This window comes from Shewanella holmiensis (assembly GCF_025370255.1).
GTDB classification, from domain to species: domain Bacteria; phylum Pseudomonadota; class Gammaproteobacteria; order Enterobacterales; family Shewanellaceae; genus Shewanella; species Shewanella holmiensis.
Window position 1 is genome coordinate 146,953 of the sequence record NZ_JAMTCD010000002.1, and the last position, 24,014, is coordinate 170,966.

A 24,014-nucleotide genomic window follows, 5' to 3' on the forward strand; every position below is an offset into this window, starting at 1 on the left:
CAATTGTGGGAGTAATTTGTAATACTGCTGTCGTTATAAAGGCACGACTTTAGCTATGTAAGGCAGATTTCGATATTGCTCGGCATAATCAATGCCGTAGCCCACAATAAACTCGTCGGGAATTGTCATGCCAATAAAATCAACGGGCACATCCACTTCACGGCGTTCTGGCTTATCTAATAAGGTGCATAACGCCAGGCTTTTTGGATTACGCAGCAATAAAATTTCACGCACCTTATTTAAGGTGTTGCCCGAGTCAATTAAGTCTTCAACAATCAATACGTCACGACCAGCAATATCTGATTGAACATCTTTTAATATTTTTACATCGCGAGAACTGGTGGTTGAGTTGCCATAACTTGATACCGACATAAAGTCGATTTCAACATGACCTTTAATACGGCGACATAAATCGGCCATAAAGACCACTGAGCCTTTTAGTAGGCCAACCATTAATAAGCGCTCACTGTTGGCATAGTGGGCGTTAATACGCTCGGCAAGTTGGTCTAAAGTATTGTTGATTTCTTCGGTTGAAATCATAGGTTCAATCGTGTGTTTCATACTGTTCTCAATTATCGATATTTTGGGGGGCGTCAACGCCATAACCCCAGCGATTTGTCAGTGCGTGTGATATTCCCAAATGATCCAGAATTCGGGAAACCATGAAGTTTACCAGATCTTCTATCGATTTGGGATTATGATAAAACCCTGGTGCGGCAGGCATAATGGTTGCACCATTGCGTGTTAGGCTTAACATATGCTCTAAGTGTATGGCGCTAAAGGGAGTTTCCCTAGGAACAAGAATTAATTGACCGCGCTCTTTTAATACCACATCGGCTGCACGTTCTAATAAATTATTACTCATTCCGGTTGCAACTGCGGCTAATGTGCCCGTTGAGCAAGGGCAAATAACCATTTGCTTCGGCGCCGCACTGCCTGATGCTGGCGGCGAAAACCACTCATCTTTGCCTAACACGACTAACTCACCCGTCAGGGCGATTTTTTGCTCGGCAAAATAACTCAATAATTGTGCTCGCGCCTTTTCAGGATTTGCGCTCAATTGCAGTGCATGTTCTGTGGCTAATACCACTCTCGCGGCGCTAGATATCATCAAAAAAACCTGATAATCGGCCGCAAGCAGACATTGCAGTAACTTGATACCGTAAGGTGCTCCTGATGCTCCGGTCCACGCTAGGCTAATTGCTTTCTCTTTTCTGGCATAAGCCATGATTTTTCCTTATTCGGTGCGCCCCATAACCACTGATTTAGCGCATGGGTTATTGGCTCAGCAATGCCTGAATAATTTGCTGATGAATCCCATTAAAACCACCGTTACTCATTACCACAATGGTGTCACCTGGTTTGGCTGATTGACAGACCTTAGCCACGATATGACCAATATCATCGCTCACCGCAACGGGAAGGGTTGCCGAGCGCATATTGTCGGCAATATCCCAGCCCACGTTACTGGCCTGATATAACCAGGCTTCGTTTGCTAAAGCCATTGAGCTGGCTAAAGTGTCTTTGTGTACGCCACTTTTCATGGTGTTTGAGCGCGGCTCAAGTACCACAATGATTTTGCCATCGCCCACTTTAGCGCGTAAGCCTTTTAATGTGGTTTCAATCGCAGTTGGATGATGAGCAAAGTCATCATAAACCGCGATATTATTTGGCGTGGCCAGTAATTCCATCCGGCGTTTTGGCGGGCTAAATTGGGTTAATGCTTCAATGGCATTAACAGGGGTAACGCCAACATGCCTTGCTGCAGCAATGGCCATTACCGCATTTTCAATGTTGTGTTGGCCAATTAAACCCCAGTCTAAAATCCCCTGTGATTCGCCTTTAAAAAACACTTCAAACTGATGACCATCTGCGGCAATACATTTTCCCTGCCAACCGTTTGTGTCCGCTTGCTGGCTAAAGGTCTCTTGCTCGCTCCAGCACCCCATATCAATCACTTGTTGTACGGCTGTAACATCTTTAGGCCAAATCACTTTGCCTTCGCTCGGTACGGTACGGATGACATGGTTAAACTGACGCTGAATGGCGGCTAAATCGGCAAAGATATCAGCATGATCAAACTCAAGATTGTTGATCACTAACGTGCGTGGGCGGTAATGGACAAACTTAGATCGCTTATCGAAAAATGCACTGTCATATTCATCGGCTTCAACTACAAAAAAAGGAGAATTGCCTAAACGAGCAGACACACCAAAGTTTTGTGGCACACCGCCGATTAAAAAACCGGGCTCGTATCCACAATATTCTAATATCCAGGCCAACATGCTTGAGGTCGATGTTTTACCGTGAGTGCCGGATACAGCAAGTACCCAGCGGTTTGGCAAAATATGTTCTGACAAAAATTGCGGCCCAGACGTGTACTTAATACCGCGGTTTAATACGGCTTCAACACACGGATTACCTCGGCTCATGGCATTACCAATCACCACAAGATCAGGTTGGTCTTTACCTTCTTCACCTAGTTGGGAAGGGTCAAAGCCTTGAATTAATTCTATGCCCTGCTGCTCTAGCTGTGTGCTCATCGGTGGATAGACATTGGCATCGCTGCCCGTCACTTTGTGCCCCATTGCGCGTGCTAACAATGCCAAACCGCCCATAAAGGTGCCACAAATGCCAAGAATATGTACGTGCATGCAAAAACTCTATTTAAGAACCATTGAGCGTTATTCTACCCAGTAGCAAAGGCATTGTCAGTTAACAATGCCTTAATTTAACTTCATATTAGTTAATCGGGTTTGCATCAAAGTTTTTATGCTGCCAAAAACTCTGCTCGGGTAGATGGATTGGCTTTGAAGCTGCCGCCTAATGCAGTTGTTTGGGTGCTTGAGGTCGTGTCCATGATGCCGCGCGATTTAACACAATAATGGGTAGCATTAATGCTAACGGCCACATCTTGGGTATCCAGCAAGGTTTGCAATGCCACCAATACTTGCTGGGTTAATCGCTCCTGTACTTGTGGACGCTGGGCAAAGAATCTCACTATACGATTGATCTTCGATAAACCAATAATTTTACCTTTAGGTATATACGCGACCTTGGCGATGCCATCTATGGTGATAAAGTGATGTTCACAGGTGCTAACCACACTGATATTGCTCACTTTTACCATTTCCTCTACGCCCATTTTATTATCAATTTGGCTAATTTTAGGGAAGTTGGCGTAATCCAATCCGGAAAATATTTCATTTACATACATTTTGGCAATACGGTGTGGTGTTTCCGCTAAACTGTCGTCGGCTAAATCTAATCCTAACGTTGCCACGACTTCTGTCATTAATCCTTTAATGCGTTGATATTTTTGTTCAGAGGTCAATTCTGATGGTAATAGTGGCGTTTCTAACCCGTGCTCAACTAATGCTGACTGCACTTTTTGTGCGGCGACTGAAATAGTACTGTTTGCTGCTGACATAAGATAAGTCTCGTAAGTAAGGTTAACGACGGTGCTCTAAAGATAAGGATACTGAATCAGCGAACCTTAAGGCATGTGGTTTGTCGATGGTCACTTTAGCTAATGTCACTGAGGGATGTTCACTGCAGATATCGACAACATCTGCGACTAATTTTTCAAGTAATAGAAACCGCCCTTCTTCAACATGCTGAATCACCTTTTTAGTGATCACTTTATAATTTAAGGCATCGGCAACGTTATCGGTTTGAAATGACTTATCCGCCGGATAATGGATTTCAATATTGATCACCACATCTTGCTGCTTTTCCCTTTCATCAGGATTAAAGCCGATGAAAGTGCGTAAACGCAAATTGGTGACGTTAATAATCGCATTACTATAAGCACCTGTTGTTAAGGACATAATATTGGCTCGAATTTAACTAACATGCTCTTTGATACGCAATTAAATTGACAACGGTTCACATACGAATAAAAAAGCCCTATTCAATAAATAGGGCTTTAAAGACCAACATATATGAGCAACTTAATTGGCTTGGAAGGTTTTGTAATCGCGGTATTTTACCTTGAAGAAAATAATGTAAAACACCGGCACAATCAGTAGCGTTAGTACCGTTGCTACACCTAAACCGAACATCACTACAGCAGCTAATGATTCAAAAAATGCGTCGGTTATTAACGGTAACACGCCCAAGATGGTTGTCACCGCTGCCATACACACAGGCCTAACACGGCTAACGGTAGACTCAAACACCGCCTGAAAGATTTCTTTGCCCTCGTTAATTTCGGTGTTGATTTGATCAAGTAACACAATACCGTTTTTAAGTAACATGCCCGATAAACTTAGCATTCCCAATAGGGCCATAAAGCTAAATGGCTTATCAAGAATGATTAACCCAGACGTAATACCAATAAGGGCTAACGGCACACAACACCAAATCACCAATGGCTTACGCACTGAATTAAATAAGAACACCGTTATGAGAAACATAAACAAAAAACCCATGGGTAAGGTAGCAAATAATGACTCTTGCGCATCACTTGATGATTCAAATTCGCCCCCCCATTGTAACTCGTAACCAGCTGGCAGCTGGATGGCTTCAACTTTAGATTTAACCTGAACAAATAATGCCGCAGGCAAAATATCATAGGCAAAGTCGGCATCAGCAAACACGGTTAACGTACGCTTTCTATCACGACGTTGAATGATGGGATCTTCAAATTTCACATCAAAACCATCAACAACTTGCTGCATAGGGACAAAGGCATTAACCACAGGGCTCCATATGCGCAAGCTTTCCATAGACTCAATATCGATACGCTCTTCTGCGGGAAGTCGGCCAATAATTGGCAGTAACGTTGTTCCTTCCCGATACACACCAATTTGCACGCCAGAGAAAGCAAATAAAAATGATTTATCAACATCACTTTTTACAATCCCCAAACGACGCGCCTGAGTTTCGTTAAAACGTGGCGAAATATATTTTACCCGTTCGCGCCAGTCATGGCGTACGTTGACAGTCCCCGGCGTGGCATTAAAGACACTCATGACCTGCGCGCCAATTTCACGCAGTACGTCTGGATCTGGACCGCTGATCCGAGCTTCAATTTTGGCATCGGTGGATGGGCCAATTTCTAAACGTTTAAATTTAAGTTGAGTTTGCGCAAAGTGAGTTTCAGCAAATTCTCTGAAGGTTAGCATCACGTTTTCTAAAGTATCAAAACTGCTGGTACGAATGGCGATTTGTCCATAAGAACCAAAGTTTTTCTCTGGCGAGTAGGTTAATAAGAAGCGAGGAAAACCTTTGCCTATCGTGGCTGAAACAAACTCTACGTTATCGATAGTGGCCGCTTTGGCCTCCATGGCTTCAATAATGTGCTGAGTTTCACGAATATCTGTGCCTTCAGGCATCCACACATCAACCAAAAATATCGGCGTTGTCGAGGGCGGAAAGAAAGATTGTTTAACATAAGCAAAGCCTGCTACTGATCCTACAAAAAGCACAACAACTGCAATGGTGCTTGCCCAGCGGTACTTCATACAAATATTGAGCAACATTTTGTAGAACACAAAGAAAGCCCCTGCGTAGGGATCTTTCACTTCGCCGTCTTGCTGTTTTTCACCTTCAACCCCAAAAAACATTTGGGCAAAAAATGGGGTGATCGTGATGGCGGTAATCCAAGATAAAAACAAGGAGAACAATAGTACCCAGAACAATGACCCGGCAAACTCTCCTGTTGCATCAGGGGATAATCCAATTGGAGCGAATGCGGTAATGGCAATAACAGTTGCCCCTAATAAAGGCCACATGGTTTGCTTAACGATGGCTTGTGCGGCCTCAAGCGTGGTTTGTCCTCGCTGACGACCAATGAGTATCCCCTCAACCACCACAATGGCATTGTCCACCAGCATACCTAAGGCAATAATTAATGCCCCAAGGGAGATACGTTGTAGTTCAATCTCAGCCTGTAGCATCAACATAAAGGTGCCAAGGCAGGTTAAAAATAAAATTAACCCTATCAAAATACCGCTTTTCAATCCCATAAACACCAATAGCACACCAATCACAATGACTACGGCGGCGATAAGGTTCCATACAAAGCTGCTAACGGATGCATCAACCTCATTAGGCTGGTTATACATGGTTTCAATTTTCATCCCTGCGGGACGGGCGCTATCAATTGAGGCTAGCTTGGCATCAACTAACTTGCCCACCTCCACCACGTTAACCCCAGATGAAAAAGAAATACCTAAATTTATCGCACGATTTTGATTGAAACTTAACAGGTTAGTGGGAATATTTTGAAATCCACGTGACACGGTGGCGATATCTTTTAAGTAGATGAGTTTATCGCCAGTGGTTCCTGGAATAATTAACTCTTCAAGTTCTTGTACTGATTTAAACCCGCCGCTGGTGCGAATTTTTAAATTATCACCTGCCACTTGAATATTACCGGCATCGGATACTAAGTTTTGGGAGTTCAGCAAGTTGGTGACTAATTGTGGATCAATGTTTGAACTGGCCGCTTTATTAAGCGACATTTCAACAAACACTTGCTCCTGTTGCTTACCCGCTAAAGACACTTTCCCTACGCCTGGGATTAACTCTAATTCACGCTTTACGTAATCGACATAATCTGAAATATCACGATAACTATAGTCTTTCCCACTGACCATCAACATGATGCCGTAAACATCACCAAAGTCGTCGTTAACCATTGGCGGACGGGCACCTGGCGGCAAACTAGATGACATGTCATTGACTTTGCGGCGTAATTCATCCCAAATTTGTGGCAGCTCATTCGGGCCATAATTGTTTTTCATGGTCACCGTAATTTGTGACATTCCAGAGGTGCTTAACGAACGAATTTTATCAATATAGGGTAATTCTTGAATCGCCTTTTCGACTAAATAAGTCACCTCTTCTTCGACCTCGGTTGAGGTCGCACCGGGGTAGAGAGTTACCACAACCGCATCTTTAATGGTAAATGGTGGATCTTCTAACTGGCCTAAGCCAGTAAATGCCATTAATCCACCAACAAGTAAAATCAGGGTAAACATCCAACTAATAACGGTATTTTTAACGAAATAACCTGCAATATTCATAGATGATTATCCTTTGACCAATTCAACATGTTGGCCTTCAAGTAATCTTGAGGCTCCGACGGTAACAATTGTTTGGCCATCTTTTAGCCCCTCAACCACTTCTATTTGATCGCCCACAATCACCCCTAAACGCACCGCTTGATATTTCACGGTTTGAGATGTGGCATCATATAACCACACGCCACTTTCCTGTTTAACCAAATCATCACCGTCTTTCATCACCACGGCATTAATCGGCAGTAAATATTCACGATTATAGGTGTAGGTAATATTGCTTAAGTTTATAGACACTTTGGCTGGCATCCCTTCAAGCACTTTAAAGCTAGGGTCTAAATCGCCCACTATGGTGGCTATGTAGGTGGAGGTTTTAGGATCTTTTTCGGTATTCACCTCAAGTAAATGGCCGTCGAAATACTGCCCTTCGAACGCTTCAAATTGCACTTTTAGTGACCCTTCTTCTTTGCCGCGATATGCTACAGCAATTAGCGTATCGGGCATTTGAATGTCCACTTCAATTTGATCAACTTTTTGAACGCTTAAAACCGCCACGCCCGGTTGAACGTTTTCAAATGACTCTAAAAACACATCACTGACCATGCCATCAAACGGTGCGCGAAGTACGGTATATTGTAAGGTTAACTCTGCTTGCTTGGCCTGGGCTTTAGCCACTAAATACTGCGCATTGATTTGATCAAATTCAGCTTGGGCCATGAGTTTTTGGTCAACCAACTGCTTCACACGCTTAGCTTGCTTCTCGGCGACTTCCATACGAGCTTTGCGATCTTCTAAGGTAATTTGATAATCGCGTTTTTCTAACACCGCAAGCACCTGACCTTGTTTGATCTCTTGCCCTTTCGAAACCGGAATTTGCGCAATACGTCCTTCCACTCGAAAAGATAATCGGGTTAAGTCTTGCGCGCGCGCGACACCGTTAAACTCTCGCAATACCTGATTTTCTATGGTCGGTAAAGTGTAGGTATCGATTAAGGTGGGTTTGGCCAAGATTTGCTCTGCTGGCTGACAGGCGCTAACAAGCAGACCTAATACCAACAGGCTTAATACGCGATAGTGCTTATAGTGGGAAATTTGCATATTACAGTCCTCGCTCCTTGATCCATTGTACTGCGGCATCACCGTCTGCTAATTCTGAGGCGCCTGCGATCACCAACCAGTCACCGTCTTCCATACCCGCTATTAATTGACCGCTCTGAAGTTTTACTGCCACTTTTTCAACTTTATTCTCATTAGGTAGCCATCGAAATACAAAATATTGCCCCTGCTGCTCGACAATCGCCCCTGCTGGGATCGTCGGATTACTTTGTGAACCTCTGTATGGCAATTTAACTTTAACCGAGGCGGCCATGCCCGGTAATACATTAAGTTTTTCGGGCATAGGAAGGGTTAGAATAAGCGTGTAGCTGCCGGTGCTGGCGTCGGCTAAGGTGCTCATTTCTTTTAACGTTGCGGGATACCATATCTGGCGACTATCAAATTTAACTTCAATACTGTTGACTGGTGAGCCTTGTTGATTTTGACGTTGAATCGCACCAATAAATTGTTCAGGCAATTGAAAACCCACATCGATAAACGACTCAGTTCTGATCCCAAGCACTGATTCTTGAGCTTTAACAAATTCAAAGGCTCGTTTATCTCGCTTTGAAATCACCCCATCATAAGGTGCGACCAGTTTGGTATAGGTAAGATCGGTTTTGGCTTTATCTAATGCTGCGGTTGCGATGGTAAAATCACTTTTTGATTGGTCATAATCGTTACGCGATACCACGCCTTGTTCTACCAACGAACTGTTGCGTTCAAATAAGACTTTGGCAAGCTCAAACTGAGCTTTAGCCACTTCGTATTGCTGCTGATATAAATCACTGTCTAACTCAGCTAACACATCTCCAGTTTTCACATTCGCCCCTGGGCGTACATGAATATTGGCAATTTGTCCTGCTACCCTAAACGATAACGCGGCTTTATCCGATGCCCTAACCTCTGCAGGTAGCACCCTTTCTCGATTACCTTTGCCAATATCTAATTGAATCACTTTAACTGGGCGAGCAGATGGAGTGTCGCGAGCAATGTTGGCATCTTCAGCTTTCACCGCATGGGAAAATAGCATCAAATTAGACATAACAAGTATCAGTAACCGATTAAAAGACAAGCAAGGTTTCATATTGAATTGATCCATCAACAGCAAAAGTTAATGAAGTGTAACACTTTAGCCGTTAAATCATCACCACTGTGCAAGACATAAACAGCTGCCAAAAAATAAAATAAGATCTAAGCCGTCAAGCTTTGCGTATAATCAGCATGGTTCACCTATCACTAATAAGGCTCATAGCATGGAATTAACCATTTTTTATGACAGTGCTTGTCCACTTTGTTCCAATGAAATGGCGCAGCTTAAAAAGCATGATAGGCTGCATAAAATTCATTTAGAAGATTTGAATTCAGCAGATTTATTAACACGCTACCCCAATCTTGATATTGAAAAAGCCAACACTATTTTGCATGGATTAACCTCTGATGGAAAAATGCTGCTCGGCTTAGATGTCACGGCGATGGCATGGGGATTAACTGGAAAGCATTGTTGGGTAAAGCTGCTGCGCTTACCGCTAATAAAACCTGTTGCCGACAAAGCCTATTTAGCATTTGCGAAGAATCGCTACAATATCTCGTATTTGTTAACTGGCAAAAAGCGTTGTACTTCAGACTCCTGTTCAATTGAACCTAAAGCATGACCACCAATACCTATCTGGTTATCGGCGCATCATCGGGTATTGCTAAAGCCGTTATTGCAGAGCTAATTGCTCAGCATACCGCGCAACAACTACCCGCGAACATTATTTGCATTAGCCGAGGCAAGTTGGATATTGCGGTTGTTGATAACCAGTTAATCACATTACAATCAATAACATGTGATTACCATCCAGCCTCAATTGATTCGGTATGCCAGCAGTTACAGCGTTTTCGCGATACCATTGTGAGGGTATTCATTTGCAATGGTGTACTGCACAAAAATGCTGCTGAACAACCTGACGCTAATTTAAATCTGCCACAACATCACAATATTGCGCCAGAAAAACGCATTGAAGATATCGATGCAGAGGCATTAAAGTGGTTATTTGAGGCTAACAGTATTACGCCAATGATGTGGCTTAAGTACCTTACTCCACTTTTATCTTCCAATGCCAACGCCGAAAAATGCGTGGTGTCGGTATTAAGTGCCAGAGTCGGCAGTATTAGTGATAATCAATTAGGAGGCTGGTATGGTTATCGGGCCTCAAAAGCTGCACTGAATATGCTTATAAAAACCACGGCAATTGAGTACGCAAGAAGATTAAAGCACGTCAAACTTATAGCCTTTCACCCCGGGACAACCGATACGCCTTTGTCTCAACCCTTTCAAGCAAATGTGCCTAAAGGCAAATTGTTTACCCCAGAGTTTGTGGCTAAGCAGTTAATCACCATTGCGGATCAAAGTGATGTGGATGGTGCCGCCAGTTTTGTCGATTGGGCTGGTAAAAGTATTACTTGGTAATTGCCAAGTTAACGCTAACATTGATTGAAAAACCAAGGTAAAGGTTTAAGCTGCACTTAAAGTAAGATGTTAATTTGAGGCATAAAAAAACGCGAAGCATTGCTTCGCGTTTTTATTAGTGTGTCGAATTACTTAACGAATTCAACACCTAATTTAATATCACCTTTTAAAGTGTCTAACATTGCATCGCGAGCGTTAGCTTCAAATGCACTGATTTCACCGTATGGTAATACTTTTTCAACGCCGTTTTTACCCAGTAATACTGGTTGTGCGAAGAATTCAGCATGTTCACTGCCGCCATCTACGTATGCACATTCAACCACGTTCGCTTCACCTTGAAGACCACGTACTAAAGATAAACCAAAGCGACATGCTGCTTGGCCCATTGATAATGTTGCGCTACCGCCACCGGCTTTAGCTTCAACAACTTCAGTACCCGCGTTTTGAATGCGAGTTGTCATTGCAGCAACTTCTTCATCAGTGAAAGTCACGCCTTCAACTTGAGAAAGTAATGGCAGAATAGTCACACCGCTGTGGCCGCCGATAACGTTAACTTTAACATCTGCAACGTTTAAACCTTTCAGTTCAGCAATAAAAGTTTCGCTACGGATAACGTCAAGCGTGGTGATACCGAATAAACGATTTTTGTCATAAACACCGGCATTTTTTAATACTTCAGCAGCAATTGCTACAGTGGTGTTAACTGGGTTAGTAATGATACCCACTAATGCTTTAGGACAAGTTACAGCCACTTTTTCCATTAGGTTACGTACAATACCCGCGTTGATGTTGAATAGATCTGAGCGATCCATACCTGGCTTACGTGCAACACCAGCAGACATTAATACTACGTCAGCATCAACTAATGCAGCAGTAGGATCTTCACCAGCAAAACCTTTTACTTCAACGTCAGTTGGGATGTGACTTAAGTCAACCGCAACACCAGGAGTAACAGGAGCGATGTCATATAGAGACAACTTTGAGCCCGCAGGCAGTTGAGTTTTTAATAATAAAGCTAAGGCCTGGCCAATACCACCAGCAGCACCAAGTACAGCAACTTTCATAATCATCTCCATCTATTTATGCAATGTGTGACATAGATCTTCTATCTATAGTGGCGTCACATTACTGGATTGCTGTAGTAATTTCAATTATCCATTGGTGGAGTGTGGTAAATAAGTGTTTACTAAAATCCAGCCAATAAAGGCTGGGTGTTTAAATATAGGGGTTAGATCATTGTGCTATGAGATATGACAAGTATTCGCAAGTTTAAATACGGATAATTGAGCATAGCTTTTAATAACAGCTATGCCTGAAATCAATACTGGTTTAGATCAAGCCTCAAACACGGTTTCTGTGCTTTTTTGACCAATATGCACTTGATATAATGCCGCGGGAGGCTGTTCTCGTTCGATGAGATAACTCCAATAATCATCATCCAATGCACTGATAAATCCCGCTTCTCCCCGGGCGGTTAATATTAGTCGCCACCATATAACGCCCCATAAACCAAACGTCATTAAGGTTAAGCAAAAATGCAATGGATGGTTAATTTCCCGCTGAGTCTTGGCATCATTGCTGCCGACATCGGTTAAGGAATTATTGATACGAGTAGTATGAGTTGCGGCATCATTTATAGTAGGATGCCGATGCACCCTGAATTGATATTGCTTAGTCATAATTCACCTTTAAATAATCAGAATCTCAGTTTGTGCCGATAAAAAGGTGTTCAAGTCGCTGATGTAGTGCTGATTAAAAAAACATCTACACGAGATAACCATTTGAGTTTTAATCATTAAAATGATCGTAACCGACCTTGATGCCAAATTGAGATTGAATAACGAATACCTTAAGTAGAATAAACTAAGCATAGTAGACTTTAGTCGAATATCGACCCTAAAAAGAGATAAAAAATGAAAATAAGAAAAGGTCAATTAACCGATTTAACCGCTCTAGTGAACTTTAACCAAGCGATGGCGATGGAGACAGAAAACCTGCAGTTAGATAATGACACCCTCACCCGTGGTGTTAATGGTTTATTAAGTCACCCCGAACGTGGTTTTTATTTAGTGGCTGAAGTTGATGGGGCCATTGTGGGTTCATTAATGGTGACCTTTGAGTGGAGTGATTGGCGTGCAAGCCAGTATTATTGGATTCAAAGTGTCTATATTCGCCCGCAAAATCGTCGCCAAGGCATTTACGGCAAACTGTATCAAGCAGTGAAAGATATGGCAGCCGCTAAGGGGGATGCGGCAAGTTTTCGATTATACGTTGAGCATGAAAACAAACCCGCGCAAAGCACTTATGAAGCCCTAGGTATGGAACAGAGCCACTACTTAATGTACGAAGAAAAAGTAAAGTAACCTTACTTTCAACCTCATGAAAATAATCAATGTCGATGAGTTATCTTCAATAAAACAATCATCGACGCTATAAACAACGGGCCAATCGGCCCGTTTTTATATTGTTTGAGATTCAACAGATTAGCCTGCGCGCATCGCCATAATGGTGGCCAAATTGATCGGTTGTGGATATTCGACAAAATCGCTTTGTTGCTGATCCACCGCATAAATTGACATTCTATCGGCCAGTTCATTCCCTTCAATACCCACGTGGGCTGCAACGTGCACGATATTTAAACGATCTTTATATTGATCGTACAAAGCATGGGCCGCTTTAATCAGCGCTAAATTGGCAATTTCGCCCCCTTTACGGGTCCAACCTTTGGCTTTCCAACCGTAAGCCCAATTGCTAATGCAGTTAATCGAATATTGCGAGTCACTGTAAATTCGCACGGTCAAATTATCATTTAGTGCAGAAGCCGCCATTTTGATCGCTTCATGTAAAGCGTTCAGCTCAGCGGTATTATTAGTGCCATGGGGATTAAACAGACCATACCACAAGTTCGACAGTTTGCCGCTTCGATATACAGCTACGCCTGAACCCGCTTTTCCTGGGTTAGGATCGCAACCACCATCTGTATATAACACAAGATCAAATTCACTTAATGCCTCAGGTTGATGCTCAGCCACACTGGTTTTATTTGAGGCGCTTACTGATTTAGCGCCTCTATTGGCAGGACCTTTACTGGCGGTGCTGCTCGCTGAAAAAATCGCTTTGTTGGCCGATTGAGCAAAAGCCGCTTTCGCCTCTGGCTCTGTTGGGAACGATTTATACTTTGCCCCAGGAAACTTATCTACCTGACGTTTAGCTTCATCCCAGGTTGTGTAAATACCCGGTTTGTGTCCTTGCCAAACAACATAAAACTTTTTTGCCATGTGCGATGTTAACCCTGAAAAATGCCCAAAGGGCGATCATGCCATGCTCACCGGATCCAGTCTATCGCTTATCAGGCGAGTCATAGGCAAACAGCTAAAAAGGACCGTAATAGCGCAGCGACTTATCCGTTTACAGGTTCACTTCACCATCAATATGTTGATAATTCACTGCACCAGAGCCGGCACTATGAATAGTTAACCCTTTCGCGTAATCAACATTGATACTGCCTGATCCATCATCTATGGTCACTAGCCCTGACACTCGCTGCACTGTCATGCTACCTGAACCATCGTTAATATCGACATTTCCATCAACGTCAGTCACTTCAATACTACCCGAACCATCTTTGATGCTGACATTACCCAATACATTGCTCGCGTGAATACTGCCTGAACCATCTTTAATCGTCAGCTGCTTCGCACCGTCTAAGGTGATGCTCCCTGAACCATCGGTAAGGATAATGTCGGCATTCATGCCTTGAATATCGATAGAACCAGACCCATCTGTGATATCCATTTTTAAGTCTTTAGGTACCGTCAGTGTCACATCAATACGCGGCGATTCTGTCCCAGTCCAATCAGAATGCTGTTCTACCTGAGCCACTAATTTAGCCAAGGTCCCTGATTTAACTAGGCTTAAAGTCACGTCTGCATCATCGTCAGCAAAAATATCAGCGCTTAAGGTAATGGCGTCAGTATTTTCATCACCTTTAATAATTAGCATACCAGCACCTGTGTCTGCGACAAGTTGCTCAATATCCACGCTAGAGAGACTCAGCACTTGTTGTTTTTGTTCCAGATCGCTGGCAATGCTATACGACACATTAAAGACATCGGTATACATGACTAATAGTGCAGCTGCTGCGCCCACTAATACGAATTTGGTTTTCATGGTGGCCATGTTGTTCATCCTTGTTGTTTAATTGGCTTATATAGCATCAAGTCGATAAATAGCCTGTGGTGATTTAGGCCACTTGTCATAATGATGCAAGGTTAATAACAGATACTAAGCAATTCACGCGCCAAAATTTAAGTTATTGTTTTATATTACATATGACAAAGTTTAATCTGACATCATAAGTCAAAAACACTAACAGTTACGACTTTTCACTCATTTCATTGATACACATCTGCTATCATGACGGTTATATTTGTATCAATACAATCAGTAAAACGCATCATATGACACAACAACATATCTCCATTCTCGTTGGCTCCAATAATCCTGTAAAAATTGCCGCCGCGCGCGATGCCATAGGTCAGTATTTTCCAGATGCTCATATTGAGTGTCACGGCATGCACGCTCCCTCTTTGGTTGCGGATCAACCAATGACCGAAGCAGAAACTAAATTAGGCGCAATTAATCGGGCAAAGTTTTGTCAGCAACATGCAATAGCGACCCATCAGCCCGCCAATTTTTATATTGCGATGGAAGGTGGTGTGGACCAATTTGATCATGGTGCCGCTACTTTTGCTTATATGGCCATAATCCATCAGGATAAATTAAGCATTGGCCGCAGCGCATTGTTGCCCTTGCCGCCAAAAGTCTTTCAAGCACTAGAAGCCGGGGAAGAGCTAGGCCATGTCATGGACAGATTGTTTAATACTGAAAATATTAAGCAAAAAGGTGGCGCTATAGGCTTGCTTACACAGGGCTTAGCTACTCGTGGCAGTATTTATACTCAAGCCATAGTGTTAGCTATGGCGCCTTTTATCAAACCAGCATTTTTTGCTGAATAATTAACGATATCCCTTGTTGAGTAATTCATTATGTCTACAGCCTCACCCATAATTAGAGTATTAACCGCCAATGATGATGCAGGAATTGCGAGTGTGATCCGCTTAGTGTCAGCAGAATATGGGCTCACTCCTGATAAAGGGTTTAGTGTTGCAGACAAAACCTTAGATAGCTTAAGTCAGGTTTATAACCGTGATAACGCCTGTTATTGGGTTATCGAACTTGATGGCAAAATTATGGGTGGCGCTGGTGTGGCTCCTTTGGCAGGGAACACTGCAATTTGTGAGCTTCAAAAGATGTATTTTATGCCTGAAGCGCGCGGTAAAGGACTTGCTAAGACCTTGTCTAACTTGACCTTTGAATTTGCTAAAACACAGGGCTTTACACAAATATATTTAGAAACCACCGCGGTATTGGTTGAAGCCTTAGCCTTATATAAAACCCTGGGATTTGATAGCTGCAAACACTTAGGTGAAACTGGGCATGATGCCTGTGAAATCGCGATGATAAAAACACTTTAATCGACTCGCTTGCTCTACATCTGGTCATACACGATTGAACACCAAAAGGTTTAGCTGGTTTTTTAAGCAACATATTTACTGATGAATCAATAACCTTTGCAATCTGCGCAAAGCTTGATAGCCTCAAAGCATGGGTTTCCATCAGGAGGATGATATGGAATATCGACGTCTTGGGCATTCAAGCCTAGAAGTAAGCAAGATCTGTTTAGGTACCATGACTTGGGGTGAACAGAATACTGAGTCAGAAGCATTCGAACAATTAGACTACGCCATTGGCCAAGGTATTAACTTTATTGATACCGCAGAAATGTATCCCGTGCCACCAACGGCAGAAACTCAGGGGGAAACTGAGCGTATTTTAGGGCGCTACCTAAAAGCCCAAGGCAACCGGGACGAACTTATTATTGCCAGCAAAGTGGCCGCGCCAGGCCTTAAAGGGGATTACATTCGCCCGAATATGGCATTGAACTGGCGTAACATCCATCAGGCAGTTGAAGACTCACTCGCGCGCATGCAAATCGATACTATCGACTTGTATCAAGTCCACTGGCCAGATAGAAACACCAACTATTTTGGCGATATGATGTATAGCCATAATGACAAAGAACATTACACGCCGATTTTAGAAACACTTGAAGCGCTTGCTGAAGTAGTTAAGCAAGGAAAAGTGCGCTATATCGGTATTTCAAACGAAACGCCTTGGGGCTTTATGCAATACCTGCGTTTAGCTGAGAAACATGATTTACCGCGTATTGTGAGTATACAAAATCCGTATAACTTACTGAATCGTAGTTTTGAAATTGGCATGTCTGAAATTAGCTTGCGTGAAAATGTGCCCTTGTTACCCTACTCGCCATTAGCCTTTGGTGCCTTAACAGGTAAATATGAAAATGACCAATGGCCAGAAGGCGCAAGATTAACCATTCATAAGCGTTTTGCTCGCTATAACAGTACGCCAATGGCACTGCAAGCGACTCAAGCTTACGTTGATTTAGCCAGAGAATTTGGCTTAAGTCCTGCTCAAATGGCATTAGCTTTTGTTAATTCGCGCCAATTTGTGGCATCCAACATTATCGGCGCGACAAACTTACATCAGTTAAAAGAAAATATAGACAGCCATAACGTCATCTTGTCTGACGAAATGTCAGCACGATTAAATGAACTGGCGCATTTGTACCGGTTCCCATGTCCATAACGTTGGCTTAAATTAGGTTAACCTTGCATTAGGCATCAATATCATTGAAGATCTTGATGCCTTTTTAATGAGTGTTAAGTGAATGACCGATAGCCAATTTGATCATCAAGCCATACGAAGCCAATTTCCTGCGCTGCAACAACAGCTAGGCGATAATCCTCTGTGTTACTTAGATACTGCTGCTACCAGCCAAAAGCCGCAGTGTGTCATTGATGCAATGAACCACTATTATCGCCTTGATAATGCCAATGTTCACCGCGCCGCACATCAATTAGCTGCAAGGGCGACGCTGCAATATGAACAAGTTCGCGCACAGGTTCAGGGCTTTATTAATGCCGCCTCAACTCAGCAAGTTATCTTTACCCATGGGACGACTGAATCAATCAACATGGTGGCGCATGGGTTAACAGACTTATTCAAAGCCGGTGATGTGATTCTGGTGGATAGCGCTGCCCATCATGCGAATATTGTTCCCTGGCAGGCCCTTGCTCAACGTACCGGAGCCAAAGTCATCCCTATCCCGCTGGACGCCAATGGCTGCCTTAACCTTAGCGCTTATGACGCGTTATTAACCCAAGTCCCAAAACTGGTGGCACTGTCGCATGTCACCAACGCCATGGGCACAATAAACCCTGTCAAAGCCATGGTTGCCAAAGCCAATAATGTCGGCGCCATGACCTTAATTGATGGCGCGCAAGCGGTGGCGCATCTTAATGTTGATGTACAAGCCATTGATTGTGATTATTATGTTTTTTCAGGCCATAAAATGTATGGCCCAACCGGAGTAGGCATACTTTACGGTAAACTTGATGCGTTAGAAAAATTAACCCCTATGCTGACTGGCGGAGAAATGATCAAAACTGTCAGCTTTGAGGGAACCTCTTACACAGAACTCCCTAATAGGTTAGAAGCCGGCACCCCTGCCATTTCAGCAGTGATAGGGTTAGGTGCAGCTATTACGTTTTTATCTGAATTACCTCAAGCGCTTATTCATCAGCATGAACAGCAATTAATTGGCTATCTTCAGCAACAGTTAAGCCAATTAAGCGATATTAGCGTATATGGAGTAACGCCAAACAATGACAATATTGGTGCTGTGGCTTTTAATCTGGCCGATGAACACCATCAAGATGTAGGTATTTTATTAGATCAGCAAGGTGTGGCGATTCGCGGCGGCCATCATTGCGCTATGCCTTTAATGCAAAGTTTGCAGATAAAAGGCTGCTGTAGAGCTTCTATAGGCATATATAGCAACCAGCAAGATGTTGATCGCTTTATTCACGCACTGACTGAAGTAAAATCCATTCTATTGTAAGGCCAAACATGACAAACAACGCCATACCACAACCAGCTTCAAGCTTGTTCTCCCCCCTATCAGAAGACGTGCTCAACAGCGCTAAATTGATAGAACAGGCCAATAACTGGCAAGAGAAATACCGCCAAATAATGTTATTAGGCAAAAAACTGCCAAACTTAGCGGATGAATTGCGCCATGAATGCGCTCAGGTAAAAGGCTGTGAAAGCCAGGCTTGGTTATACCATTGTCAAATTGATGGCCAACATTTTTACCTAGCCGACAGCGATGCGCGTATAGTCAAAGGATTGATTGGCTTGTTACTTGTGGCAACACAAGGACGAACCAGCAGCGAAATTGCCCAGTTTGATATTGCAGTGTATTTCGAAAACTTAGGATTAAACGGACAATTAAGCCCATCGCGGACCAATGGATTACATGCGTTAGCGCAGGCCATTGCCCGTTACGCAACCGAGACAAATTAAAAGGATAAATCGTTAATGTCACATGACTTGCTCACCCGCCGTAAATTACTTAAAGGCCTTGGCGCAGCAGCGTTATGTAGTCCATTTATCTCTCAGCAAGCCTGGGCTGTTGACCACCGCCCTTTATTTATCGACGGTTTATCTTTTTTACCCAAAGATATTAATGATGTAAAAGCCTCTAAGCTAAGCGCGTTTATTGCCGACATATCAGACATTGAAGCCATCAAACAAGCTGACGGCACCACCAATTACAAGCGCAGCTATAATGCCTGCATCAAAAGCATTAAAGCAGCAAAAGCCATCGTCGATGCCAACCCTGATGTCTATCTACAGGGACAAAGTGGTTTAGATATTAGCAGAGCATTTGACTCAAAGCGCACCGCAGTATTTTTTCAAATCCAGGGTGCAGATTGTGTTGAAAATGACAGTAGTCAAACCAATTGGCAGCAATTGGAAGAATTCAAACAACAAGGTTTACGCGTATTACAACTGACCCACCATTATGGTAATCGTTTTGCTGGCGGGGCTCTCGATAATAATGGTAAAACCGGATTAAATTTACCCCTAACGCCCGCTGGACATGAGTTAATCGAAGCGCTGAACCATCGTCATATGTTAATAGATGTCAGCCACTCCAGTCCTAAAACAGCGCTGGATACAGCAAAAGCCAGCAAAAGCCCAATCGTTCAAAGCCATGGCGCGGCGAGAAGTATTGTTAATCATGCCCGCTGCTCACCCGACGAAGTGATACGTGCTATCGCTGATACCGGTGGCGTGTTTGGCATTTTTATGATGAGTTTTTGGTTAACCAATCGGCCTGTTCCGACTATTAACGATTACATTAAACAGATAGATCATGTGGTAAGAATTGCAGGCGTAGACAGTGTTGCCATTGCCAATGATTATCCGCTGCGTGGTCAAGAGAACCTATTAAAGCTGAATAATGATAATGCAGAAGGGGTGAAAGAGTACTTAGATTGGTGGCACAGTTTACGGGCTAAAAATGTGCTCGGTTTTGATGTGGAGCCTAAGCATGTGGTGATCCCAGAATTAAACACCATTGAACGTATGAGCCGCATTGATGATGCATTAAAAAAAGCCCGCTTTAAGTCATCGGATAGAGATCGCATTATGGGAGGTAATTGGCAACGTGTATTAAATCAAGTATTGATTTAATACACTATTTAGGCCTAAATGAATAATCAAATATTGATATAACCACTCAAAAGGATTCGCATGGAAAACCTTACAATCAAGCCTAGTTATGTCAGTTTATTCAGTTGTATTGGGCCTAAATGCGCAGATAGCTGCTGTAATGATTGGATGATTACTTTTGATAAACAAAGCTATAAAAAAACACTGAAAAATAAATACTTAGCTGATGTTGCCAAATTTGCTTTATATGAAACCAAAGACAGTGAAAGCTCATGGGCGATAGTCAATTTAGATAAAAATGGCGCTTGCCCTTTTTTAACACCACAAAAGCTGTGTAACATTCATGCCAAAGCGGGCGAGAAAGCCCTAAGCCATACCTGTAAAACATACCCTAAACGGGATCAGTTTATTGGTCCAGATAAGTATCAAAGCCTGTATTTATCTTGCCCTGAAGTGGCACGTATAGTGTTATTTGATGACAATGCCTTTCAGTTTTCGGCTAACGCGAGTGGCAATAAAACGGTTAACACTCCCAGCCCTGAATGGTTAGAAAAAACCTATGAATACAGTTTAGATCTATTATTAAATTCAGGATTAAGTTGGCAAGAATCGTTTTTAGCTATCGGGCTACTTGTAAAAACCAGTGACGAAGTGCGTACCAATAAAGCTAACATCGAGCAATTAGAGGTGCGTTATAACCAATTGCTCAGCATGTCGAAAATGGGCATGATCTCTAAACAATTCAACACGATTCCATATACATCACTGCCTCAAAAACACACGTTTGTCGCCATACATGATGCATTGTGTACCATGCACTCACGAAGTACAAGGCCTAGGTTTGAATCGATTAACAACGCCATTACCGCCTTGTGTAACGAACAAAATGATTACTCAATTGAGGGGATTAATGGGATTTGGAACACCGAAGTAGAAACACAACTAACGGATCACTCTGAACTATTTACTAAATTCATTCTTTATTCAATGTTCCATAACCATTTCCCTATGCACGCAGAACATGATCCTGAACAAGTATTTCAACAACTTATCATAGACTGCTTTATGATCCGTTGTTATCTCGCTGCGACTTATGCAGCAGAAAAACAGTTAACCGAGGAAAACATTATCAAATGCTTTCAGGTTTATCATGTTGTTCGTCAACATAAACCCAAATTTATAGAACGCATAAAAAATATTTTAAGTGAGTATGACTTAACATCACTACCATCAGCGATAAGCTTACTTAAAACGCAATAACCTCAAAACTATCGGTGTGAAATCAATCACACCGATGCTTTTTTAAATCCCTAGTCCTGCAACCATTTTCTCGCCATCAATAACCTGTAACGCACTTAAATAGTCCACTAAAGCCTGTACCTGAGTGGCTAGATCACCTTTGCTAGTGTCTATCGTTAACTCTGCCGCGTCGGGATCTTCATAGGGTGATGAGATACCTGTAAAGTTCGCAATTTCACCTTTACGCGCTTTGGCATACAAGCCTTTAGGATCTCGAGACTCACACACGCTAAGTGGTGTTGAAACATGCACTTCAATGAACTTACCTTCAGGAAATAAGCCTCTTACGCGCTCACGCTCGGCACGGGTGGGTGAAATAAATGCCGAAAGCACAACCAGCCCAGCATCAACCATCAACTTAGCGACTTCGCCAACACGACGTAAATTTTCATCGCGATCATCTAGGCTAAATCCTAAGTCTTTACACAAACCATGGCGAACATTATCACCATCAAGTAAATAAGTATGAAAGCCGGCCTCAAATAAGGCATGTTCTAATGCGCCAGCTAATGTTGATTTTCCTGAGCCTGATAAGCCTGTAAACCATAATAACACTGGATTTTGATTCTTTTGACGCCCACGAGCGGCTTGATCTATTTCATGCTGATGCCAAACGATATCAGTCATAACAACTCCTTTTATGCCGTAATTCGATACGACATATAACAACTAAAATTCAATTCTTAACCCCAACGGTGGATCAAAAATGAGGTAAATTAATGTTTGCCCGACCTTATATGATGCTTAAAACGGGAAAAAATACGGCACAGCAAAGATAACAGTCAGTGAATACACTACAGATAACGGCAAACCTACTCGCACAAAATCAGACAACTTATAATTGCCGGCGTTGTACACCATTAAGTTAGTTTGATAACCATAGGGCGAAATAAAACTAGCACTGGCACCAAATACCACCGCCATAATAAATGGCCGAGGATCCACGCCATAACTCGTAGCAACGGCATATGCGACAGGAAATGCCAATGCAGACGCAGCATTATTGGTAATTAACTCCGTCACTATCAGGGTGATAAAAAACACCCCTACAAACGCTGCAAATACCCCGTAGCCATTAAATACACTGATAACACCATCAGCTAAATTTTTGGCTAAACCTGTGTCAATCATCAAGGTCGCCAAACACAGAGCGCTGCCAACAATCACCACTAACTCAAGCGGAAAACGACGTTTTAATTCCGATAAACTCACCGCACCAATCGCAAAGTAGCTCAGCAATAAGATCACTAGTCCTTTTGCTAAAGGCACCAACTCGGTAACACTGGCTAAAATGGTCAGCACAAAGCCTAAAATCACCCAGTTACTGCGCTTATCATCAAGGCGAACATTTAAATCTAACCCGCTGATTGCCGCAAAATCGGTACTCAAATTAGGGCTATGGCTAAAGCGATCGCCAGGGGTGATCAGTAACACATCACCAGGCTGTAAAACGATATCACCTAACCCCCCCTTCAGCGGTGCATGACCGCGACGAATAGCCATTACCGCCGAGTCATAAAGCTCACGAAAACGCGCATCTTTTAGAGTTGTGCCAACTAGCTTAGACGAAGGCCCTAATACGGCTTCAACTAGGTTTTGCCCTTTTGCGTGCTGCTTACCAAACCATTCAAGCCCATCAAACTGATGTAATAACTCGACTGATTCGACCGCACCACTGAATCGCAGCATATCGCCAGCTTGTATCACCATATTCGGGGGTACAGGACAAATACGAATACCGCTACGCTCTAACTCAACTAAGTACAATTTTTTTAGCGCACGCAGTCGGTTATCAACTACGCTGTGTCCTACCAACTGTGAGTGTTTAGCAACATGGGCTTCTAGCAGATAAGGTAAAGCTTCGTCTTGATTATCTTCTCGGCGATCGGGCAAAGTATTGGCTAGCAACATTAAAATCAATAACCCTGTCACGACAACCAAAATACCAACCTGAGTAAACTCAAAAAAACCTAGGGGTTTTAAACCTGCGTTTTCTACAAATGAGTTAACGATCAAGTTGGTTGAGGTGCCAATTAAGGTTAATGTTCCGCCTAAAATGGCAGCATAGTTTAATGGCAGTAATAGTTTTGACGGTGCGTGAGCCTGATTACGTCTTACCACTCCAATTAACGATGCCACTACGGCAGTGTTATTGGTAAACGAGGATAATATTGCCGTTGATACCCCCATTTTTGCCAGAGTACTAAATAAGCTACCTTTACCAATCACTTGACTTAATTTACCGATAAGCCAGGTTTTTTCTAGTGCTGTGGCGGCAAGCACCAACAAGACTAAAACAATTAACCCATTGTTAGTAAAACTCATTAATGCTTGATTAAGTTCTACTAACCCTAATAAGTAGGCACTTAATAGTGCCATAGAAAACATTGTGGCAGGTTTGGCGGCTCCCGCTATCAGACCGCCTACCATTGCTAACAATATGATCGCTAACAGCCACATTTCGCTCATAG

Annotated in this window: 24 protein-coding genes; 10 read left to right on the top strand and 14 right to left on the bottom strand. The window is 42.8% G+C overall.

The window, feature by feature from the left end:
• Window positions 1-33 precede the first annotated feature (33 nt).
• From hpt to NE535_RS02265, 8 genes are all read right to left on the bottom strand, one after another.
• Window positions 34-561 (bottom strand): hypoxanthine phosphoribosyltransferase, encoded by a 528-nt coding sequence (gene hpt, locus NE535_RS02230; protein ID WP_261297066.1) that lies wholly within the window; start codon window positions 559-561, stop codon window positions 34-36.
• Window positions 562-568: 7 nt separating this feature from the next.
• A complete protein-coding gene (locus NE535_RS02235) occupies window positions 569-1,228 on the bottom strand; it encodes a flavin prenyltransferase UbiX (RefSeq protein WP_261297067.1) in 660 nt (219 codons plus the stop codon).
• A 49-nt stretch (window positions 1,229-1,277) separates the two neighbouring features.
• Complete coding sequence (gene mpl, locus NE535_RS02240) at window positions 1,278-2,654, bottom strand: UDP-N-acetylmuramate:L-alanyl-gamma-D-glutamyl-meso-diaminopimelate ligase (RefSeq protein ID WP_261297068.1); 1,377 nt, start codon at window positions 2,652-2,654, stop codon at window positions 1,278-1,280.
• Window positions 2,655-2,770: 116 nt separating this feature from the next.
• Window positions 2,771-3,430 (bottom strand): GTP cyclohydrolase I FolE, encoded by a 660-nt coding sequence (gene folE / locus NE535_RS02245; RefSeq protein ID WP_261297069.1) that lies wholly within the window; start codon window positions 3,428-3,430, stop codon window positions 2,771-2,773.
• A 22-nt stretch (window positions 3,431-3,452) separates the two neighbouring features.
• Window positions 3,453-3,830: a dihydroneopterin triphosphate 2'-epimerase gene (gene folX / locus NE535_RS02250; protein WP_261297070.1), complete on the bottom strand. Its 378-nt coding sequence runs from the start codon at window positions 3,828-3,830 to the stop codon at window positions 3,453-3,455.
• Between the two features lie 123 nt (window positions 3,831-3,953).
• Window positions 3,954-7,034, bottom strand: a complete 3,081-nt coding sequence (locus tag NE535_RS02255) for an efflux RND transporter permease subunit (RefSeq protein ID WP_261297071.1) — start codon at window positions 7,032-7,034, stop codon at window positions 3,954-3,956.
• Between the two features lie 6 nt (window positions 7,035-7,040).
• On the bottom strand, window positions 7,041-8,126 hold the full coding sequence (locus tag NE535_RS02260; protein WP_261297072.1) for an efflux RND transporter periplasmic adaptor subunit: 1,086 nt from the start codon (window positions 8,124-8,126) through the stop codon (window positions 7,041-7,043).
• Window position 8,127: 1 nt separating this feature from the next.
• Window positions 8,128-9,168: an efflux RND transporter periplasmic adaptor subunit gene (locus tag NE535_RS02265; RefSeq protein WP_261297073.1), complete on the bottom strand. Its 1,041-nt coding sequence runs from the start codon at window positions 9,166-9,168 to the stop codon at window positions 8,128-8,130.
• A gap of 211 nt (window positions 9,169-9,379) precedes the next feature.
• Between NE535_RS02265 and NE535_RS02270 the strand changes: the two genes are divergently transcribed.
• Together NE535_RS02270 and NE535_RS02275 are read left to right on the top strand one after the other, a co-directional pair.
• Window positions 9,380-9,778 carry a thiol-disulfide oxidoreductase DCC family protein gene (locus NE535_RS02270; protein ID WP_261297074.1) on the top strand — a complete coding sequence of 133 codons (399 nt, stop codon included), beginning with the start codon at window positions 9,380-9,382 and terminating at the stop codon, window positions 9,776-9,778.
• A complete protein-coding gene (locus NE535_RS02275) occupies window positions 9,775-10,578 on the top strand; it encodes an SDR family NAD(P)-dependent oxidoreductase (RefSeq protein WP_261297075.1) in 804 nt (267 codons plus the stop codon). The genes NE535_RS02270 and NE535_RS02275 overlap by 4 nt, the downstream gene beginning before the upstream one ends.
• A 128-nt stretch (window positions 10,579-10,706) precedes the next feature.
• Here the strand turns inward: NE535_RS02275 and mdh are convergent, their stop codons facing one another.
• Window positions 10,707-11,642: a malate dehydrogenase gene (mdh, locus tag NE535_RS02280; protein ID WP_261297076.1), complete on the bottom strand. Its 936-nt coding sequence runs from the start codon at window positions 11,640-11,642 to the stop codon at window positions 10,707-10,709.
• Window positions 11,643-11,912: 270 nt separating this feature from the next.
• Entirely contained in the window at window positions 11,913-12,257 is a 345-nt protein-coding gene (locus tag NE535_RS02285) for a hypothetical protein (RefSeq protein WP_261297077.1), read from the bottom strand.
• 234 nt (window positions 12,258-12,491) lie between these two features.
• On the opposite strand from NE535_RS02285, the gene NE535_RS02290 reads away from it, so the two are divergent.
• Window positions 12,492-12,941, top strand: a complete 450-nt coding sequence (locus tag NE535_RS02290; RefSeq protein ID WP_261297078.1) for a GNAT family N-acetyltransferase — start codon at window positions 12,492-12,494, stop codon at window positions 12,939-12,941.
• A 120-nt stretch (window positions 12,942-13,061) separates the two neighbouring features.
• Here NE535_RS02290 and NE535_RS02295 read toward each other — a convergent pair whose 3' ends face one another.
• Together NE535_RS02295 and NE535_RS02300 are read right to left on the bottom strand one after the other, a co-directional pair.
• On the bottom strand, window positions 13,062-13,856 hold the full coding sequence (locus NE535_RS02295; RefSeq protein ID WP_261297079.1) for a ribonuclease H family protein: 795 nt from the start codon (window positions 13,854-13,856) through the stop codon (window positions 13,062-13,064).
• Window positions 13,857-13,986: 130 nt separating this feature from the next.
• Window positions 13,987-14,757, bottom strand: coding sequence for a DUF4097 family beta strand repeat-containing protein (locus tag NE535_RS02300; protein ID WP_261297080.1), 771 nt, complete (start codon window positions 14,755-14,757; stop codon window positions 13,987-13,989).
• Between the two features lie 281 nt (window positions 14,758-15,038).
• Between NE535_RS02300 and yjjX the strand changes: the two genes are divergently transcribed.
• From yjjX to fliB, 7 genes are all read left to right on the top strand, one after another.
• Window positions 15,039-15,596: an inosine/xanthosine triphosphatase gene (yjjX, locus tag NE535_RS02305; RefSeq protein ID WP_261297081.1), complete on the top strand. Its 558-nt coding sequence runs from the start codon at window positions 15,039-15,041 to the stop codon at window positions 15,594-15,596.
• Between the two features lie 30 nt (window positions 15,597-15,626).
• Window positions 15,627-16,115: a GNAT family N-acetyltransferase gene (locus NE535_RS02310; protein ID WP_342454479.1), complete on the top strand. Its 489-nt coding sequence runs from the start codon at window positions 15,627-15,629 to the stop codon at window positions 16,113-16,115.
• A gap of 154 nt (window positions 16,116-16,269) precedes the next feature.
• On the top strand, window positions 16,270-17,310 hold the full coding sequence (locus NE535_RS02315; protein ID WP_261297082.1) for an NADP(H)-dependent aldo-keto reductase: 1,041 nt from the start codon (window positions 16,270-16,272) through the stop codon (window positions 17,308-17,310).
• 82 nt (window positions 17,311-17,392) lie between these two features.
• Complete coding sequence (locus tag NE535_RS02320) at window positions 17,393-18,625, top strand: aminotransferase class V-fold PLP-dependent enzyme (protein WP_261297083.1); 1,233 nt, start codon at window positions 17,393-17,395, stop codon at window positions 18,623-18,625.
• A gap of 8 nt (window positions 18,626-18,633) precedes the next feature.
• A complete protein-coding gene (locus NE535_RS02325) occupies window positions 18,634-19,089 on the top strand; it encodes a SufE family protein (RefSeq protein ID WP_261297084.1) in 456 nt (151 codons plus the stop codon).
• A 15-nt stretch (window positions 19,090-19,104) separates the two neighbouring features.
• Window positions 19,105-20,265 carry a membrane dipeptidase gene (locus NE535_RS02330; protein ID WP_261297085.1) on the top strand — a complete coding sequence of 387 codons (1,161 nt, stop codon included), beginning with the start codon at window positions 19,105-19,107 and terminating at the stop codon, window positions 20,263-20,265.
• A 60-nt stretch (window positions 20,266-20,325) separates the two neighbouring features.
• A complete protein-coding gene (fliB, locus tag NE535_RS02335; protein ID WP_261297086.1) occupies window positions 20,326-21,504 on the top strand; it encodes a flagellin lysine-N-methylase in 1,179 nt (392 codons plus the stop codon).
• A 42-nt stretch (window positions 21,505-21,546) separates the two neighbouring features.
• Here the strand turns inward: fliB and cysC are convergent, their stop codons facing one another.
• Together cysC and NE535_RS02345 are read right to left on the bottom strand one after the other, a co-directional pair.
• Window positions 21,547-22,170, bottom strand: coding sequence for an adenylyl-sulfate kinase (cysC, locus tag NE535_RS02340; protein ID WP_261297087.1), 624 nt, complete (start codon window positions 22,168-22,170; stop codon window positions 21,547-21,549).
• Window positions 22,171-22,287: 117 nt separating this feature from the next.
• A complete protein-coding gene (locus NE535_RS02345) occupies window positions 22,288-24,012 on the bottom strand; it encodes an SLC13 family permease (RefSeq protein WP_261297088.1) in 1,725 nt (574 codons plus the stop codon).
• Window positions 24,013-24,014 lie beyond the last annotated feature (2 nt).

Bases quoted from the DNA above. Each gene is read 5' to 3' on its own strand.
- hpt (WP_261297066.1), bottom strand. From the start codon at position 561: ATGAAACACACGATTGAACCTATGATTTCAACCGAAGAAATCAACAAT.
- NE535_RS02235 (WP_261297067.1), bottom strand. From the start codon at position 1,228: ATGGCTTATGCCAGAAAAGAGAAAGCAATTAGCCTAGCGTGGACCGGA.
- mpl (WP_261297068.1), bottom strand. From the start codon at position 2,654: ATGCACGTACATATTCTTGGCATTTGTGGCACCTTTATGGGCGGTTTG.
- folE (WP_261297069.1), bottom strand. From the start codon at position 3,430: ATGTCAGCAGCAAACAGTACTATTTCAGTCGCCGCACAAAAAGTGCAG.
- folX (WP_261297070.1), bottom strand. From the start codon at position 3,830: ATGTCCTTAACAACAGGTGCTTATAGTAATGCGATTATTAACGTCACC.
- NE535_RS02255 (WP_261297071.1), bottom strand. From the start codon at position 7,034: ATGAATATTGCAGGTTATTTCGTTAAAAATACCGTTATTAGTTGGATG.
- NE535_RS02260 (WP_261297072.1), bottom strand. From the start codon at position 8,126: ATGCAAATTTCCCACTATAAGCACTATCGCGTATTAAGCCTGTTGGTA.
- NE535_RS02265 (WP_261297073.1), bottom strand. From the start codon at position 9,168: ATGTCTAATTTGATGCTATTTTCCCATGCGGTGAAAGCTGAAGATGCC.
- NE535_RS02270 (WP_261297074.1), top strand. From the start codon at position 9,380: ATGGAATTAACCATTTTTTATGACAGTGCTTGTCCACTTTGTTCCAAT.
- NE535_RS02275 (WP_261297075.1), top strand. From the start codon at position 9,775: ATGACCACCAATACCTATCTGGTTATCGGCGCATCATCGGGTATTGCT.
- mdh (WP_261297076.1), bottom strand. From the start codon at position 11,642: ATGAAAGTTGCTGTACTTGGTGCTGCTGGTGGTATTGGCCAGGCCTTA.
- NE535_RS02285 (WP_261297077.1), bottom strand. From the start codon at position 12,257: ATGACTAAGCAATATCAATTCAGGGTGCATCGGCATCCTACTATAAAT.
- NE535_RS02290 (WP_261297078.1), top strand. From the start codon at position 12,492: ATGAAAATAAGAAAAGGTCAATTAACCGATTTAACCGCTCTAGTGAAC.
- NE535_RS02295 (WP_261297079.1), bottom strand. From the start codon at position 13,856: ATGGCAAAAAAGTTTTATGTTGTTTGGCAAGGACACAAACCGGGTATT.
- NE535_RS02300 (WP_261297080.1), bottom strand. From the start codon at position 14,757: ATGGCCACCATGAAAACCAAATTCGTATTAGTGGGCGCAGCAGCTGCA.
- yjjX (WP_261297081.1), top strand. From the start codon at position 15,039: ATGACACAACAACATATCTCCATTCTCGTTGGCTCCAATAATCCTGTA.
- NE535_RS02310 (WP_342454479.1), top strand. From the start codon at position 15,627: ATGTCTACAGCCTCACCCATAATTAGAGTATTAACCGCCAATGATGAT.
- NE535_RS02315 (WP_261297082.1), top strand. From the start codon at position 16,270: ATGGAATATCGACGTCTTGGGCATTCAAGCCTAGAAGTAAGCAAGATC.
- NE535_RS02320 (WP_261297083.1), top strand. From the start codon at position 17,393: ATGACCGATAGCCAATTTGATCATCAAGCCATACGAAGCCAATTTCCT.
- NE535_RS02325 (WP_261297084.1), top strand. From the start codon at position 18,634: ATGACAAACAACGCCATACCACAACCAGCTTCAAGCTTGTTCTCCCCC.
- NE535_RS02330 (WP_261297085.1), top strand. From the start codon at position 19,105: ATGTCACATGACTTGCTCACCCGCCGTAAATTACTTAAAGGCCTTGGC.
- fliB (WP_261297086.1), top strand. From the start codon at position 20,326: ATGGAAAACCTTACAATCAAGCCTAGTTATGTCAGTTTATTCAGTTGT.
- cysC (WP_261297087.1), bottom strand. From the start codon at position 22,170: ATGACTGATATCGTTTGGCATCAGCATGAAATAGATCAAGCCGCTCGT.
- NE535_RS02345 (WP_261297088.1), bottom strand. From the start codon at position 24,012: ATGAGCGAAATGTGGCTGTTAGCGATCATATTGTTAGCAATGGTAGGC.